Source organism: Pseudomonas sp. Je.1.5.c (assembly GCF_051129895.1).
GTDB lineage: Bacteria > Pseudomonadota > Gammaproteobacteria > Pseudomonadales > Pseudomonadaceae > Aquipseudomonas > Aquipseudomonas urmiensis.
Map to the genome: position 1 here is coordinate 19432 of NZ_JBCPSP010000019.1, position 16507 is coordinate 35938.

Sequence of the window (16507 nt, forward strand, 5' to 3'; positions counted from 1 at the left end):
CTGCGTCCGCGTCATTCAGGTTCTCCCCGACATTCCGCCGCTAGGAAGCCGTCTGGAGCCTGTGATGAGCAAACAAGAAAAAACGATCAACCTCAGCGAATCGGCGCAAGTCGATCAGCAGTCCGTGCAACCCTTCACCCGTTCCCGCAAGGTCTATGTCCAAGGCTCGCGCCCCGACATTCGCGTACCCATGCGTGAAATCAGCCTGGATGACACCCCCACCGATTTCGGCGGCGAAAGCAACGCGCCGGTGCTGGTGTATGACACCTCTGGCCCGTACACCGACCCTGAGGTCATCATCGATGTGCGCAAGGGCCTGGGCGATGTGCGCTCGGCCTGGATCGACGACCGCGGTGACACCGAGCGCCTCGAAGGCCTGAGCTCGAACTTCGGCCAGCAGCGCCTGAACGACGCCGAGCTGACCAAACTGCGCTTTGCCCACGTGCGCAACCCGCGCCGGGCCAAGGCGGGCGCCAACGTCACGCAGATGCACTACGCGCGCCAGGGCATCATCACCGCCGAGATGGAATACGTCGCCCTCCGCGAGAACATGAAGCTGCAAGAGGCCCGCGCCGCCGGCCTGCTCAGCCAGCAGCATGCCGGCCACAGCTTCGGGGCCAGCATTCCGAAAGAAATCACCCCTGAGTTCGTCCGTGAAGAAATCGCCCGTGGCCGCGCGATCATTCCGGCCAACATCAACCACACCGAGCTCGAGCCGATGATCATCGGCCGTAACTTCCTGGTGAAGATCAACGGCAACATCGGCAACAGCGCCCTGGGTTCTTCGATCGAGGAAGAAGTCGCCAAGCTGACCTGGGGCATCCGTTGGGGTTCGGACACGGTGATGGACCTGTCCACCGGCAAGCACATTCACGAAACCCGCGAGTGGATCATCCGTAACTCGCCGGTGCCGATCGGTACCGTGCCGATCTACCAGGCCCTGGAAAAAGTCGGCGGGGTGGCCGAGGACCTGACCTGGGAGCTGTTCCGCGACACCCTGATCGAACAGGCCGAGCAGGGCGTGGACTACTTCACCATTCACGCCGGCGTGCTGCTGCGCTACGTGCCGCTGACTGCCAAGCGGGTGACCGGCATCGTCAGTCGCGGCGGCTCGATCATGGCCAAGTGGTGCCTGGCGCATCACCAGGAAAACTTCCTCTATACCCATTTCGATGAAATCTGCCAGATCATGAAGGCCTACGACGTCAGCTTCTCGCTGGGTGATGGCCTGCGTCCGGGTTCGATCGCCGATGCCAACGACGAGGCCCAATTCGGTGAGCTGGAGACGCTCGGCGAGTTGACCAAGATCGCCTGGAAGCACGACGTGCAGTGCATGATCGAAGGCCCAGGGCATGTGCCGATGCAACTGATCAAGGAAAACATGGACAAGCAGCTGGAGTGCTGCGATGAGGCGCCGTTCTATACCCTCGGCCCCCTGACCACCGACATTGCGCCGGGCTACGACCACATCACCTCCGGTATCGGTGCGGCGATGATCGGCTGGTTCGGTTGCGCCATGCTTTGCTACGTGACGCCCAAGGAACACCTGGGCTTGCCGAACAAGGATGACGTCAAGACCGGCATCATCACCTACAAGATCGCCGCGCATGCCGCCGACCTTGCCAAGGGCCATCCGGGCGCACAGATTCGCGACAACGCCTTGTCCAAGGCGCGGTTCGAGTTCCGCTGGGAAGACCAGTTCAACCTTGGCCTGGACCCAGACACCGCGCGCGCGTTCCACGACGAGACCCTGCCCAAGGAATCGGCCAAGGTCGCGCACTTCTGCTCGATGTGCGGGCCGAAGTTCTGCTCCATGAAGATCACCCAGGAAGTGCGCGAGTACGCTGCCAACCAGCGGATCGATGCCGTGGATGTGTCGGTTGAGCAGGGCATGCGCGAGCAGTCCGAGCGGTTCCGCCAGGCAGGTAGCCAGCTGTACCAGAAAGTCTAGAGGCTTTCAGGGCTCGATCAATCGTGGGGGCGGGCTTGCCTCGCGATAGCGTCAGCGCAGGCAACCAGGTTGCACCTGCTGATGCTATCGCGGGGCAAGTCCGCCCCCACGTTCCCCCACTCCAACCTTTGCGGCGAGTCAACGCATGAGCACCCCCAGCCACTTTTCCCCCGATCACCCGATCCCCGCCAGCCAACGCCTGTTCGGCGCTCGCGACCTGTTCGTCCTGTGGTTCTCCCTCGGCACCGGCTTGATGGTGCTGCAAGTCGGCGCCATGCTCGCCCCAGGCCTGGGCCTGGCTGGCGCGGTCCTGGCCATCGTCCTTGGCACGGCGGTAGGCGTGCTGCTGCTGGCGGCCGCCGGGGTGATCGGCAGCGACACCGGCCTGTCGGCGATGGGCACCCTGCGCTTGACGTTGGGTGGACATGGCGCGCGCTTGCCGGCAGTGCTCAACCTGCTGCAACTGATCGGCTGGGGCTCGTTCGAGATCATCGTCATGCGCGACGCCGCCAGCCTGCTCTCGGCACGCGCTTTCGGTGAAGGCAGCGCCTGGACCAGCCCGTTGCTGTGGACCCTGTGCTTCGGCGCCCTGGCCACATTGTTGGCGATCTGCGGACCGCTGACGTTCGTGCGCAAGATCCTGCGCAAGTGGGGCATCTGGCTGTTGCTCGGCGCCTGCCTGTGGCTGACCTGGAACCTGTTCGCCAAGGCCGATCTGGCCCAGATCTGGAACCGTGCCGGCGATGGCTCGATGTCGCTGGCAGTGGGTTTTGACATCGTGATCGCCATGCCGCTGTCGTGGTTGCCGCTGATTGCCGACTACTCGCGCTTCGCCCAGCGCGCCAGCCGGGTGTTCGCCGGCACCGCGCTGGGTTATTTGCTGGGTAACGCCTGGTTGATGAGCCTGGGCGTGGCCTACACCTTGGCGTTCGCCCCAAGTGGCGAAGCCAATGCGTTGTTGCTGGCACTGGCCGGTGCCGGTCTTGGTATCCCGCTGCTGCTGATTCTGCTCGACGAAACTGAAAACGCCTTCGCCGATATCCATTCCGGCGCGGTCTCGAGCGGGTTGCTGGTGCGCCTGAAGGTCGAGCACCTGGCATTGGCCATTGGTGTGCTGTGCACGCTGATCGCCTACCTGGCGCCACTGGCCCAGTACGAGAACTTCCTGCTGCTGATCGGCTCGGTGTTCGCGCCGCTGTTCGGCGTGGTGCTGATGGATCACTTCGTGATTCGCCGTCGGCAGATGCCGCTGCGGGTCGACGGTCTGCACTGGCAGGCGCTGCTGGCCTGGGTGGCGGGAGTGGCGGCCTATCACGTAATGGCCAGCCAGGCGCCAGAGGTGGGCGCGACCCTGCCAGCAGTGCTGTTGGCAGGGGTGCTATACGGGCTGCTAAACCTTAGCCGCGCCCGGGAAACAGCTCAGGCTTGAGCACGCCGTTCAGGCGTGGGTAAGGGATTTTCAGCTCGATGTGGCCCATGGAATAGGGCGCGATGGCATAGACCTCGTACTTCACCACGACCGCACCATAGGTCAGGGCGATGTGCGGGGACTTCTTGAACGGCCAGGTCTTGACGAATTCCGGGTCCTTGTCCATGCCGGTGCTGATCATCCAGGCACGGTGCGACTCTTCGACGGTCTTCCAGAACGTCTCTTCCTGGCCCGGCACCAGCATGTCTTGCAGGGTCAGGACTTTGTCCTGCTTGCGCGAATAGTTGATGAAACCGCGCCCAGGCATGCCATGGGCACCACCGCTGTCCAGATAACTGGACAGCTCGATGATCACCAGCCCGTCATGCTGCTCGCGTACCTTGGCTTGCAAGTAGCTGCTGTTGCGCTTGTCGGCGCTGGCCAGGTATTGATCTTCATAGGCCTTGAGCGAGGTCGGCGCGCTGCTGCGCTGGTTGTCCTCGGTCAGTTGCAGCAGGCGGCGCTCGACGATGGCGTCGAGCTTGGGCAGGTCGGGGAAGTGAATGGTGTCGATGTTCACCAGCGGGCAGTCGCTTTCGCTGCAGCCCGGCTTGACGTGCTCCCAGGCGTCGCGCTTGACCTCGAGCGGGGCCCGATAGTTGGGCGTGAACAGGCTCTGGCAGGCGCTCAGCGCCACAGCCAGCACAGCCACGGAAGTCAGTTTGACAAGCGTCATGATGATCCTTGTAGAACAGCAATAGTCGGCCTTGGACCGTCGGCAAAGCCTTCGGTTCGCCACTAAGCTATCAGAGAGATTACGGCCTGTCCCGAACGCATGAACGGTCGCTTGAAAGGGATGAAACCCAGCCGGACGCAGAGTAGGATGGCGCGATGCGGTACACGAGGTCATGAGGATTCCAATGACAGATACGTCAAATTCGCTGCCCCAGGCGGTCCAGATCGTCAAGCGCGAGAACTGCTTCCAAGGCTTTTACCGGCTCGACAAGGTCCACCTGCGCCACGAGCTGTTCGCCGGTGGCATGGGACGCGAGATCAGCCGCGAGCTGTTCGTGCGCCATGATGCGGTCTGCGTGCTGCCCTACGATCCGCAGCGCGATGAAGTGGTGCTGATCGAGCAATTTCGTGCGGGCGCCATGGGCAAAGTCGCCAATCCTTGGCTGATCGAAATGGTCGCCGGGCTGATCGACAAGGATGAACAGCCGGAAGAGGTCGCCCACCGCGAGGCCGAAGAAGAAGCCGGGTTGACCTTCTCTGCCCTGTGGCCAATGACCAAGTATTTCCCCTCGCCTGGTGGCAGCGATGAGTACGTTCACCTGTTCCTGGGGCGCTGCGTCAGCGAGGGCGCGGGTGGCTTGCATGGGTTGGAAGAAGAGGGCGAGGATATCCGGGTAACGGTCTGGTCGTTCGAAGATGCCTTGCAGGCGGTGCGCGATGGCCGCATCTGTAACGCCGCAGCGATCATCGGCCTGCAATGGCTGGCGCTCAATCGTGACGAAGTACGAGGTATGTGGAAGTGAATCTGTTGCGCGAGCGTTATCGGGTCGATCTGGTCGGGCTGCAATCAGCCTGCGAGGCCAACTATGCCCGGCTGATGCGCTTGCTGCCCGATATGCGCAGCACGCAGAGCTCGCGCCGTATTGGCATGACCCAGGGCGACCAGATGCTTGGCGTGCTGGTGCTCGAAGTGGTGCTGACCTGTCCCTATACCACTACCCTGCGCGTGCGCCAGGAACACAGCCTGCCGTGGCTGCCAGTGCCGCAGCTGGAAGTGCAGGTCTACCACGATGCGCGCATGGCCGAGGTGGTCAGTGCCGAGCACGCGCGGCGTTTGCGCAGCATTTATCCGTACCCCAATACCGGCATGCACCAGCCGGACGAAAAGGCCCAGCTCAACCTGTTCCTCGGTGAATGGTTGAGTCACTGCCTGGCCTGCGGCCACGAGCTGGCAGTCGTACGCTGAAAATGTGAGCTGGGTCGGTTTCGAGTGTTTGCGCGAAACCCTGCACAGGCGATAATCGCGCTGAATCCGCTCGAGGAGACGGCCGTTGCCGCAACCCAACCATCCCCCCGCGCCCATCCATGTGGTGCAACTGACCGACGCTCACCTGTTCGCTGACCCGGCGGGCACCTTGCTGGGCCTCAATACGCGCGACAGCCTGAGTCATGTGATCGCCCAGGTGCGCCGGGAGCAGCCGCGTATCGACCTGCTGCTGTGTACGGGCGACCTGTCCCAGGATGGCAGCGTGGCGTCCTATGAGGCGTTCCGCGAACTGACCGCGGTGCTCGACGTGCCGACCCGCTGGTTGCCGGGTAACCACGACGAGGCGCGGGTAATGGCCGAAGTGGCGCCGGCTCTGGTGCGGGCGGTGACCGACATCGGCGCCTGGCGCATCGTCATGCTCGACTCGGCAGTGGCCGGGGCCACCCATGGCTTGCTCGAGCCTGCGCAACTGGCAGCGCTCGATGCCGCATTGGCGGGCGCGGGCGAGCGGCATTGCCTGGTGTGCTGCCACCACCAGCCGGTGGACATCGGCTGCGCCTGGATCGCGCCGATCGGCCTGCGCAACGCCGATGAGTTGTTCGCCCGCCTGCGCCTGCCTCGAGTGAAGGCCTTGCTCTGGGGGCATATCCATCAGCAATGGGATGAGCAGCGCGACGGCTTGCGCCTGCTGGCCACACCGTCCACCTGCATCCAGTTCGCGCCGGGTAGCGAGGACTTCAAGGTCAGCGAAGAGCAGCCGGGGTATCGCTGGTTGCGCCTGCACGCCGACGGGCGGCTGGAGACGGGCGTGGAGCGGGCGCGGGATTTCGTCGTGACCCTGGATTTCGACAGCCCTGGCTACTGAACACCGCCGCACATTTGTAGGAGCGGGTGGCGCCCCATTTGAAGAATTTGTTGCGAAAATCCCGATGCTGCGCCAACGCCCGGCGAACGCGCTACACTGCGCGTCCTGCTCCCACACTGACGGGTGCATCGCAATCGCCACGGGGGCAGCATGTCGGGTTCTATCCTTTATATCCACGGTTTCAACAGCTCGCCGCTTTCGACCAAGGCGCGCCAGCTTGAGGCAGTGATGCAGCAGCTGGGCCTGGCCGAGCAACTGCGAGTGCCCGCGCTGCACCATCACCCGCGCCAGGCGATCGCTCAACTGCAAGCCGCTATCGCCGAGCTCGGCGCGCCCTTGCTGGTCGGCAGTTCGCTCGGCGGCTACTATGCCACCCATCTGGCCGAGCAGCATGGCCTCAAGGCCCTGCTGATCAACCCGGCGGTCGCCCCGCACCGGCTGTTCGACGGCTACCTGGGCACCCAGCGCAACCTGTACACCGATGAGGCCTGGGAACTGACCCTGGACCACGTGCAGGCGCTGGCCGAGCTGGAAGTGCCGGCGCCAACTGACGCCGAGCGCTATCAAGTGTGGTTGCAGACGGCCGATGAAACCCTGGACTATCGCCAGGCCGAGCGTTATTACCGGGCCTGCGCCTTGCGTATCGAAGCCGGCGGCGATCACAGCTTCCAGGGCTTCAGCCAGCGCCTGCCGGCCTTGCTGGCCTTCGCCGGAATTGCCCGCGGGCAGTACGCGGCGCTCGATTTTTCTGTATTTTGATTTTTTCGCATTCACCAGACTGACGACGAGAACCCATGGCCAATCCCAGCGCTAGCGCCTATAACGCAGACGCCATCGAAGTCCTCTCCGGCCTCGACCCGGTTCGCAAGCGGCCGGGCATGTACACCGACACCAGCCGGCCGAACCACTTGGCCCAGGAAGTCATCGACAACAGTGTCGACGAAGCCCTGGCCGGTCACGCCCGCTCGATCCAGGTGATCCTGCACGCGGACCACTCGCTGGAAGTCAGCGACGACGGTCGTGGCATGCCGGTGGACATTCACCCCGAAGAGGGCGTCTCTGGCGTCGAATTGATTCTCACCAAGCTGCACGCCGGCGGTAAGTTCTCCAACAAGAACTACCAGTTCTCCGGCGGCCTGCACGGTGTCGGTATTTCGGTGGTCAACGCCTTGTCGACCGAGGTCCGCGTGCGGGTCAAGCGCGACGGCAACGAGTACCAGATGACCTTCGCCGATGGCTTCAAGGCCACGGAACTGCAAGTGGTTGGCAGCGTCGGCAAACGTAACACCGGCACCAGCGTCTATTTCAGCCCTGACCCCAAGTACTTCGACTCGCCGAAGTTCTCCATCAGCCGCCTCAAGCATGTGCTCAAGGCCAAGGCCGTGCTTTGCCCGGGCCTGTCGATCAGCTTCGAGGACAAGGCCAGCGGCGAGAAAGTCGAATGGCACTATGAAGACGGCCTGCGCTCCTACCTGGTCGATTCGGTCAGCGAGTTCCAGCGCCTGCCCGACGAGCCGTTCTGCGGCAGCCTGGCCGGCAACAAGGAAGCCGTCGACTGGGCCTTGCTGTGGCTGCCAGAAGGCGGCGACAGCGTTCAGGAAAGCTACGTCAACCTGATCCCCACTGCCCAGGGCGGCACTCACGTCAACGGCCTGCGCCAAGGCCTGCTCGATGCCATGCGTGAGTTCTGCGAATTTCGCAACCTGCTGCCGCGTGGGGTCAAGCTGGCTCCAGAAGATGTCTGGGAACGCATCAGCTTCGTGCTGTCGATGAAGATGCAGGAGGCGCAGTTCTCCGGCCAGACCAAAGAACGCCTGTCCTCGCGCGAGGCGGCTGCGTTCGTCTCCGGCGTGGTCAAGGACGCCTTCAGCCTGTGGCTCAATGCCCACCCAGAGCTGGGCATGCAATTGGCCGAACTGGCCATCAGCAACGCCGGCCGGCGCCTCAAGGCGAGCAAGAAGGTCGAGCGCAAGCGCATCACTCAAGGCCCGGCCCTGCCCGGCAAGCTGGCCGACTGCGCCGGGCAAGACCCGATGCGCTCCGAACTGTTCCTGGTCGAGGGTGACTCGGCCGGTGGCTCGGCCAAGCAGGCGCGGGATAAAGAGTTCCAGGCGATCCTGCCGCTGCGCGGCAAGATCCTCAACACCTGGGAAGTCGATGGCGGTGAAGTCCTGGCCAGCCAGGAAGTGCATAACATTGCCGTGGCCATTGGCGTCGATCCAGGTGCCACCGACCTGACCCAGCTGCGCTACGGCAAGATCTGCATTCTTGCCGACGCCGACTCCGACGGCCTGCACATCGCGACCCTGCTGTGCGCGCTGTTCGTCCAGCACTTCCGCCCGCTGGTCGAGGCCGGGCATGTCTACGTCGCGATGCCGCCGCTGTACCGCATCGACCTGGGCAAAGAGATCTACTACGCCCTCGACGAACCTGAGCGTGACGGCATCCTCGACCGCCTGGTGGCCGAGAAGAAGCGCGGCAAGCCACAGGTCACCCGCTTCAAAGGCCTGGGCGAAATGAACCCGCCGCAGCTGCGCGAGACCACCATGGACCCGAACACCCGCCGCCTGGTCCAGTTGACCCTGGATGACGTCGAAGCCACGTGCGAGCTGATGGACAAGCTACTGGCGAAAAAACGTGCAGGTGATCGCAAGAGCTGGCTGGAAACCAAAGGCAACCTGGCTGAGGTCATGGTTTGATCCGTCTGCTCCTGACAGCGGTGCTGGCGCTGGTTGCGCTTCCAAGCTTCGCGGGCAACTGGCCAGAGCTGAAATTGACCGCCGAGCATCCGATTGACGGCATGCGCGGCGGCAACTTGTCTGGCCTGGCCTGGTGCCGCGGCGCGCTGTGGGGCGTCTCGGATCGCGACGACGACCGCATTTATCGCATGGACCGGCACAACGGCGTCTGGCGTGCCCAGGCGCTGACCTTCACGCCGCCGCCAGTGCCGGAAAGTGGCTTGCCCTGGGGCTTGAAATCGCGCAACTGGGCGGTTTCCTACATTCGTGGCGGCGAGCTCGATTACGAGGGCATCACTTGCGATCAGGCGGGCAACTTCTATCTGGTCAGCGAAGCCCACGCGGCGGTGCTGCAAGTGCCGGTCGAGGGCGAACCTGACTGGTTGAAGATCGACCCGGCCATGGTCCGCCAGGCGCGGGCCAGCGGCATGCTGCTGCACTTCAATGCGCTGTTCGAGGGCCTGGCGATCAATCCGGCGGGCGACCGCCTGTGGTTGGCTGCCGAGCGCGAGCGGCGTGGTCTGGTGGCGATCCAACGCCAGCAGTCGGTGTGGACCTGCGGGCGCAGTTGCGTGCTGCTCAGCGAGGCCGGGGTTGAAATGCAGCCGCCGCAGATGCCCAATCCCCGGGCGCTGTCACGTGACTTCGCCGATCTCGCCTGGTACGACGGCAAGCTGTTTACCCTGGAGCGTAACGCCTTCCGCGTCTGTCGCCGGGATGCCGATACGGGCAAGGTCGAGCGTTGTTGGTCGTTCGCGGTCGAGGCGCTGGAAGATTCGCGCCGCTACGATCAACCGTTCGGTCTGGCCGAAGCCCTGGTGATCGATGCCAAGGGCGCCTGGATCGGCTTGGACAACAACAACGGCGACCGCGCCGATGGTGAAACTCGCCCGATCGTCTGGCGCTTCGCGGCGCCTGAAGGCGGCTGGAGCGCCAAGCCATGAGCCAGCCGGCCGGCAAGCGCGCAGGCAAGGTGCTGATGGTGGTCGCCTGGGCGGCGGCCATGTTCCTGGCAACGCGCTTTTTCGGCCAGTGGGAAGACCACCAGCAAAACCCCAATGCCCAGCCGCAGTCCGAGCACGGCGAAGGTTTTATCGAAGTACGGCTGTTGAGCAACGGCCAGGGCCATTTCGTCGCCGATGGCGCGATCAACGGCAAGGGTGTGCGGTTCATGCTCGATACCGGCGCCACCGATGTGGCGATTCCCGAGTCGTTGGCCAAGGACTTGCAACTACAGCGCGGCGCGCCAGTGATCCTCAGTACCGCCAACGGCCGCACCGAAGGCTATCGGACCCGGTTGGACAGCCTGCAACTGGGCGATATCCGCCTACAGGGCGTGCGCGCCCTGGTGGTCCCCGGCCTGGACGGCGAGACCGTGCTGCTGGGCATGAGCGCCCTCAAACAACTTGAATTTACCCAGCGCGGCGGCAGCATGCTGTTGCGCCAGAACCTGAAATGACGAGGCCCGCATGAGCGACTCACTGGAACTCAGTCTCGACGGCGTCGAACGCCGCTCCCTGGCTGACTTCACCGAACAGGCCTACCTCAACTACTCCATGTACGTGATCATGGACCGCGCCCTGCCGCACATCGGCGACGGCCTCAAGCCGGTCCAGCGGCGCATCGTCTATGCCATGAGCGAGTTGGGGCTGGATGCCGATTCCAAGCACAAGAAATCGGCGCGTACCGTCGGCGACGTGCTCGGTAAGTTCCACCCGCACGGCGACTCGGCCTGCTATGAAGCCATGGTGCTGATGGCCCAGCCGTTCAGCTACCGCTATACCCTGGTCGATGGCCAGGGCAACTGGGGTGCGCCGGACGATCCGAAGTCGTTCGCAGCAATGCGTTACACCGAGGCACGGCTGTCACGTTATTCCGAAGTACTGCTCAGTGAAGTAGGCCAAGGCACCGTCGATTGGGTGCCGAACTTCGACGGCACCTTGCAGGAGCCGTCCGTGCTGCCTGCGCGCCTGCCGAACATTCTGCTCAACGGCACCACCGGCATCGCCGTGGGCATGGCCACCGACGTGCCGCCGCACAACCTGCGCGAAGTGGCCAGCGCCTGCGTACGTTTGCTCGATGAGCCCAAGGCCACTGTCGAGCAGCTGTGCGAGCACATCCAGGGTCCGGACTATCCGACTGAAGCCGAGATCATCACGCCGCGCGCCGATCTTCTCAAGATCTACGAGAGCGGCCGTGGTTCGATCCGCATGCGCGCCGTCTACCGCGTCGAGGATGGCGACATCGTCGTTACCGCGCTGCCGCACCAGGTCTCCGGGGCCAAGGTGCTGGAGCAGATCGCCGCGCAGATGCAGGCCAAGAAGCTGCCGATGGTCGCTGACCTGCGTGACGAGTCGGACCACGAGAACCCGTGCCGTATCGTCATCATCCCGCGTTCCAATCGGGTGGATGCCGACGAGCTGATGCAGCATCTGTTCGCCACCACAGACCTTGAGAGCAGCTACCGGGTCAACGTCAATATCATTGGCCTGGACGGCCGCCCGCAGTTGAAGAACCTGCGTGTGCTGCTGCAAGAATGGCTGCAGTTCCGTATTGGCACCGTGCGTCGCCGGCTGCAGCACCGCTTGGACAAGGTCGAGAAACGTCTGCACCTGTTGGACGGTTTGCTCACAGCGTTCCTCAACCTCGATGAAGTGATCCACATCATCCGCACCGAGGAGCACCCCAAGCAGGCGCTGATTGCCCGCTTCGACCTGACCGAAATCCAGGCCGACTACATCCTCGAGACTCGCCTGCGTCAGTTGGCACGTCTGGAAGAGATGAAGATCCGTGGCGAGCAGGACGAACTGCTCAAGGAGCAAGCCAAGTTGCAGGCCCTGCTGGGCAGCGACGCCAAACTGCGCAAACTGGTGCGCAGCGAGCTGATCAAGGACGCCGAAACCTATGGCGACGAGCGCCGTTCGCCGATTGTCGAGCGCGCCGAAGCCAAGGCGCTTTCGGAAAACGAGCTGATGCCGACCGAGCCGGTCACTGTGGTGCTGTCGGAAAAAGGCTGGGTGCGTTGCGCCAAGGGCCACGATATCGACGCCACCGGTCTCTCTTACAAGGCCGGCGATGGCTTCAAGGCCGCTGCCGCTGGGCGTTCCAACCAGTTTGCCGTGCTCATCGACTCGACCGGGCGCAGCTACTCGGTGGCGGCCCATACCCTGCCATCGGCACGGGGGCAGGGCGAGCCGCTGACTGGCCGGCTGACGCCACCGCCTGGGGCCACGTTCGAATGCGTATTGCTGCCCGAGGATGATGCACTGTACGTGGTCGCCTCCGACGCCGGTTACGGCTTCGTGGTCAAGGGCGAGGATTTGCAGGCCAAGAACAAGGCCGGCAAGGGCCTGCTCAGCCTACCCAATGGCGCCAAGGTGATGACCCCACGTCCGGTGGCTAACCGCGAGCAGGACTGGCTGGCAGCGGTGACCACCGAAGGCCGGCTGTTGGTGTTCAAGGTCGCCGACCTACCGCAACTGGGCAAGGGCAAGGGCAACAAGATCATTGGTGTGCCAGGCGATCGGGTGGCCAGTCGGGAAGAATACGTTACCGATCTGGCCGTGATCGCCGAGGGCTCGACCCTTGTATTGCAGGCTGGCAAGCGTACCCTGTCTCTGAAACCTGACGATCTGGAGCACTATAAAGGTGAGCGCGGTCGACGCGGCAGCAAGCTGCCACGCGGCTTCCAGCGGGTCGACGGGTTGCTGGTAGAAGCTTCGAGCTAGCCGTGCCAATTGTCTGAAATGGCAATTTCGGCGTTGTTACCGGCGGAAACACTGGAGTCGGACGGCTATTTCGCGGATGATAGTGCCCCTGTGGCGCCGGCGTGGCCGTGCGCCCAGAAGAATCTACATGTGTATCACTGCGGTGTGCCGAGGGCGGCCGCTTGGATGGGATGATGAAAGTTCTGCGCCTTCCATTTGCGCTGTTGATGACTGGCCTGTTGGGCCTGAGCGGGTGCAGCATGCACCAGCCGGTTGCCCTGTATCAGCTCGACAGCGGTGATCCTGGCCAGCCTTCGCAAAGCGCGGGCATGGCTGTGGTGCTCGGCCCGGTATCGGTTGCCGACTACCTGCAACGTGAAACCTTCTTGCAGCGTCAAGCTGATGGCAGCCTGACTTCTGCGACGGACGGTCGTTGGGCGGGCAGCCTTTCGTCGGATATCGACCAGCTGCTGGTGCGTCAGTTGGCCTGGCGTCTGGATAGCCAACGAGTCGTGCTGGCACCGGCGAGCACGGGCTTTGCGCCTGACGTGCAGGTATTGCTGTCGATTACCCGGCTTGATTCAGGCAAGAACCAGCCGGCGATCCTCGATGCCCAGTGGCGTCTGCTCGATCGCCGCGGCAACGTGCGTGACAACCGCATCGTCCACCTTGAGCAGCAGCATGAGGGCACGGAGTCTTCCCAGGTGCAGGCCCAGGGCCAGTTGCTGCAGAAGCTCGCCGAACAGCTGAGCAGCGCCGTCAAGCCGTTGGCCAACCAGCCGGCGATTGCTGAAGAGGCGCCGAAGAAGCCTGCCGCACCGGTTCAAGTGAAGAAAGAGCGGGAGAAGTCGAAGATTCCAATGGCTTCGCCAATTCGCACCGATATGGAAGTCTATCGGTTCTGATCTTCCAGCCACAAAAAAGCCCGCAGAGATGCGGGCTTTTTTGTGGCCGGCCGATTGGGATGTTTAGCTGGCCTCAGGCGCGCCGCTCGTGCATCCGCGCCAACTGCCGCTCCAGCATCGACGGATATGGCTCCATCAGGCGCTCCACGCAGCAAGCCCCTTCAGGGCTGGCAATCGGGCGGATACGCGCGCGCTGACGAACCAGGGCGTCATCACTGATCTGGCGCTCTACCAGCAGCAGGTTGCGGCTGTGCTGCGACAGCGCCAAGGCGTCCTGGGCTTTCTCCGCCATCAGCAAATCGACCTGCTCCAGGCCTTGCAGGTCATCGGCCAACACCAGGCCCAATTGCAGCTGCAGGGTAATCCCGCTGTCCGCCACTTCAATTTGCAGGGCATGGCCCAGGGCGCGCAGCAGCTCGCCGCAGCAGATAGCGTTGGTCAGGTAGTCCTCGCCGCTGTCGCGGCTGTGGAACAGCAGCAAGGTGCTGCCATCGTTGAGGGTGTGGGTTTCGCCCTCATACAGCGATGCCGCCTGTTCCAGGCAGTCGGTGTAGCGTTCCAGCAGCTCGGTCAGGCGGGTGCGTGGCAGGCGCCGCAGTTGCTCCTGCGAGCCCAGCTGCACGGCGAGCACGGCGGTGTATTGCGGCTCGTCAGACTCGACCGGCGCAGGTTTGGCGCGCGGCTCTTCGATGTCGATCAGGCCCGCAAAGGCTTCATCGTCTTCGTCGTCATCATGCGCTGCCACTTTTGCCCGTGGCGCAGCTTTGGCGACGACAGGGGTATCGTGCAAATCGTCGAACGCTTCGTCGTCGTCTTCCTCTTCCTCCTCCGGTTCTGGTGGAGGAGGAGGGGCAAGGCGGGCATGCAATTGACGGGCGATATCGCCGATTTCGTCCTGGCGATCGATCGCCGGGGTATAGGGGTGCGGATCACGTAGCCAGACCCGCAGTTGCAACAGCGGAGTGGAGATGAAGCGGCCCAGGCGCAGGCTCAAGGTCAGCGCCAGCGCCAGCAGGATTGCCGCCAGAATGCCCATGCTTTGCAGGCTGATCAGCATGGGCTGCTGGAATTGGCTCATGTCCAGGCTGATGCGCAGTTGCCCGGCAGTGACATCCTGGAAGGTGATCTTGGTCTGATAGAGGCCTTCGGCCTCACCCAGCAGGCTGTTTTTCGGCCGTTGGCCGGCCTCGGCGAGGATGCGGTTGTCGACGCTGTAGATCGCCGCGTGGGCCACCAGTGGGTTCTTCACCAGGTTGCCCAGCAGCACGTTGAGGCTGAGGATGTCGTTGGACACCAGCAGCTCGGTAGCCGAGGTAGCGGTCTGGATGGTCAGGCTCTGGCCGAGCGCATCGGCCTGCTCGTGCATGGCCTGCTTGAACTGCAGGCCCATCACGCAGGCATAGATCACCAGCGCCAGCGCCACCAGGAAAATGTTGGTGCTGGCGATACGCAGTGCCAGGGGAACGCGACGCTGGCGCAGGGCACGGAAGATCATCAGGAAGAAGTTATCGGGTTTAACTGGCGTGGGCCGGTTCACAGAGCGCGGCTCTTTATGGCGAGAAAGTGCTGCGCAGTATAGCGAGCCGGGATTTGTCGGCAAAGTATCAGCGGCGCCCGATAGTCATGGAAAATCGGTAGAATGCGCATTTTTCATCGAAGTCGGAGCCAGGTTGTGCGCGAAATCGTCCTGATCAACATCACCGGTGAGGACCGTCCCGGTCTCACTGCCGCCATCACCGGCGTCCTGCTCCAGGGCGGTGTGAACATCCTCGACATCGGCCTGGCGGTCATGCACGGCACCTTGTCGTTCGGCATTCTGGTCGACATTCCTGACAACGAAGTGGCCACTCAGCTGCTGCAGAGCGTGCAAGCCAAGGCCCACGAGCTCAACCTGCAAGCGCGTTACACGCCGATTTCCGAGGCCGATTACCAGCATTGGGCCGACAGCCAGGGCGAGGCCCGGCAGATTGTCACCCTGCTCAGCCGCAAGGTCACCCCCGAGCAACTGCAGCGGGTCAGTGCGGTGATCAGCCAGTATGGCCTGACCATCGAGCGGATCGAGCGCCTGTCCGCCCGGGTGGTGCTGGATGCGCCAACAGAGAAGGGCAAGGCTTGCCTGGAAATTTCCGTACGCGGTGAGCCGAGCGATGCCCAGGCCCTGCGTGCTGAGTTCTTCGCCCTGTCGCAAGAGCTGGCGGTGGATATCGCCTTCCAGAAGGACGACCTGTTCCGTCGCAACCGTCGCCTGGCAGTGTTCGACATGGACTCGACCCTGATCGAGGCCGAAGTGATCGACGAGTTGGCCAAGGCTGCCGGCGTCGGCGAGCAAGTGGCCGCGATCACCGAGCGGGCGATGCGCGGCGAGTTGGATTTCCGCGCCAGCTTCAAAGAGCGGATGGCGCTGCTCAAGGGCCTCGACGTGGGCGTGCTGGATGAGATCGGCGCCTCGCTGCGGCTGACTGAAGGTGCTGAGAACCTGTTCGCCGAGCTCAAGCGTCTGGGCTATAAGACAGCGATTCTGTCGGGCGGCTTCACCTATTTTGCCAAGCAAGTGCAGGCGCGCCTGGGTATCGACTATGTGTTTGCCAACGAGCTGGAAGTGGTCGATGGCAAGGTGACTGGCGTGGCCAACGAGCCGATCGTCGACGCGCAGCGCAAGGCTGATCTGCTGCAGGAGCTGGCGAGCAAGGAAGGCCTGCAACTGGCACAGACTATTGCCGTGGGCGACGGCGCCAATGATTTGCCGATGCTGTCGCTGGCGGGGCTGGGGGTTGCCTTCCGCGCCAAGCCGCTGGTGCGTCAGTCGGCCAAACAGGCGATTTCTACCCTCGGCTTGGATGGCGTGCTGTATCTGCTTGGCTTGCGCGATCGCGACGCTCGCGGCTGATCCGATACTGTAATGGGGCCGCTTTGCGGCCCTAAAAATGAAAA

Annotated in this window: 14 protein-coding genes; 12 read left to right on the forward strand and 2 right to left on the reverse strand. The window is 63.4% G+C overall.

Annotation, left to right across the window (positions count from 1 at the left end):
• Positions 1-64: 64 nt before the first annotated feature.
• The gene (thiC, locus tag AAZU54_RS15195) at positions 65-1951 is read left to right on the forward strand and encodes a phosphomethylpyrimidine synthase ThiC (RefSeq protein WP_186555630.1); all 1887 of its coding nucleotides are present in this window, start codon (positions 65-67) and stop codon (positions 1949-1951) included.
• Positions 1952-2096: 145 nt separating this feature from the next.
• Positions 2097-3380, forward strand: a complete 1284-nt coding sequence (gene cytX, locus AAZU54_RS15200) for a putative hydroxymethylpyrimidine transporter CytX (RefSeq protein ID WP_186555629.1) — start codon at positions 2097-2099, stop codon at positions 3378-3380.
• Here cytX and AAZU54_RS15205 read toward each other — a convergent pair.
• Positions 3349-4095, reverse strand: a complete 747-nt coding sequence (locus AAZU54_RS15205) for an RsiV family protein (RefSeq protein ID WP_186555628.1) — start codon at positions 4093-4095, stop codon at positions 3349-3351. The two genes, cytX and AAZU54_RS15205, sit on opposite strands and share 32 nt — an antisense overlap.
• Before the next feature lie 184 nt (positions 4096-4279).
• On the opposite strand from AAZU54_RS15205, the gene AAZU54_RS15210 reads away from it, so the two are divergent.
• From AAZU54_RS15210 to AAZU54_RS15250, 9 genes are all read left to right on the forward strand, one after another.
• On the forward strand, positions 4280-4897 hold the full coding sequence (locus AAZU54_RS15210; protein WP_434727334.1) for an NUDIX domain-containing protein: 618 nt from the start codon (positions 4280-4282) through the stop codon (positions 4895-4897).
• Positions 4888-5340, forward strand: coding sequence for a DUF1249 domain-containing protein (locus AAZU54_RS15215; RefSeq protein WP_186555626.1), 453 nt, complete (start codon positions 4888-4890; stop codon positions 5338-5340). Before AAZU54_RS15210 ends, AAZU54_RS15215 begins: the two co-directional genes overlap by 10 nt.
• 85 nt (positions 5341-5425) lie before the next feature.
• Entirely contained in the window at positions 5426-6226 is an 801-nt protein-coding gene (gene cpdA / locus AAZU54_RS15220) for a 3',5'-cyclic-AMP phosphodiesterase (protein ID WP_312151602.1), read from the forward strand.
• A 150-nt stretch (positions 6227-6376) separates the two neighbouring features.
• Positions 6377-6985 carry a YqiA/YcfP family alpha/beta fold hydrolase gene (locus AAZU54_RS15225; protein ID WP_186555624.1) on the forward strand — a complete coding sequence of 203 codons (609 nt, stop codon included), beginning with the start codon at positions 6377-6379 and terminating at the stop codon, positions 6983-6985.
• Positions 6986-7020: 35 nt separating this feature from the next.
• Positions 7021-8925 (forward strand): DNA topoisomerase IV subunit B, encoded by a 1905-nt coding sequence (gene parE, locus AAZU54_RS15230; RefSeq protein ID WP_186555623.1) that lies wholly within the window; start codon positions 7021-7023, stop codon positions 8923-8925.
• On the forward strand, positions 8922-9908 hold the full coding sequence (locus AAZU54_RS15235) for an esterase-like activity of phytase family protein (RefSeq protein WP_186555622.1): 987 nt from the start codon (positions 8922-8924) through the stop codon (positions 9906-9908). The genes parE and AAZU54_RS15235 overlap by 4 nt, the downstream gene beginning before the upstream one ends.
• A complete protein-coding gene (locus tag AAZU54_RS15240; RefSeq protein ID WP_186555621.1) occupies positions 9905-10423 on the forward strand; it encodes a retropepsin-like aspartic protease family protein in 519 nt (172 codons plus the stop codon). The genes AAZU54_RS15235 and AAZU54_RS15240 overlap by 4 nt, the downstream gene beginning before the upstream one ends.
• A 10-nt stretch (positions 10424-10433) precedes the next feature.
• On the forward strand, positions 10434-12692 hold the full coding sequence (gene parC, locus AAZU54_RS15245; protein ID WP_312151605.1) for a DNA topoisomerase IV subunit A: 2259 nt from the start codon (positions 10434-10436) through the stop codon (positions 12690-12692).
• A 173-nt stretch (positions 12693-12865) separates the two neighbouring features.
• A complete protein-coding gene (locus AAZU54_RS15250; protein WP_312151606.1) occupies positions 12866-13576 on the forward strand; it encodes a PqiC family protein in 711 nt (236 codons plus the stop codon).
• A gap of 73 nt (positions 13577-13649) precedes the next feature.
• On the opposite strand, the gene AAZU54_RS15255 is transcribed toward AAZU54_RS15250, so the two are convergent.
• Positions 13650-15113 carry a histidine kinase gene (locus AAZU54_RS15255; RefSeq protein ID WP_186555618.1) on the reverse strand — a complete coding sequence of 488 codons (1464 nt, stop codon included), beginning with the start codon at positions 15111-15113 and terminating at the stop codon, positions 13650-13652.
• A 135-nt stretch (positions 15114-15248) separates the two neighbouring features.
• On the opposite strand from AAZU54_RS15255, the gene serB reads away from it, so the two are divergent.
• Complete coding sequence (serB, locus tag AAZU54_RS15260; RefSeq protein WP_434727335.1) at positions 15249-16463, forward strand: phosphoserine phosphatase SerB; 1215 nt, start codon at positions 15249-15251, stop codon at positions 16461-16463.
• Positions 16464-16507 lie beyond the last annotated feature (44 nt).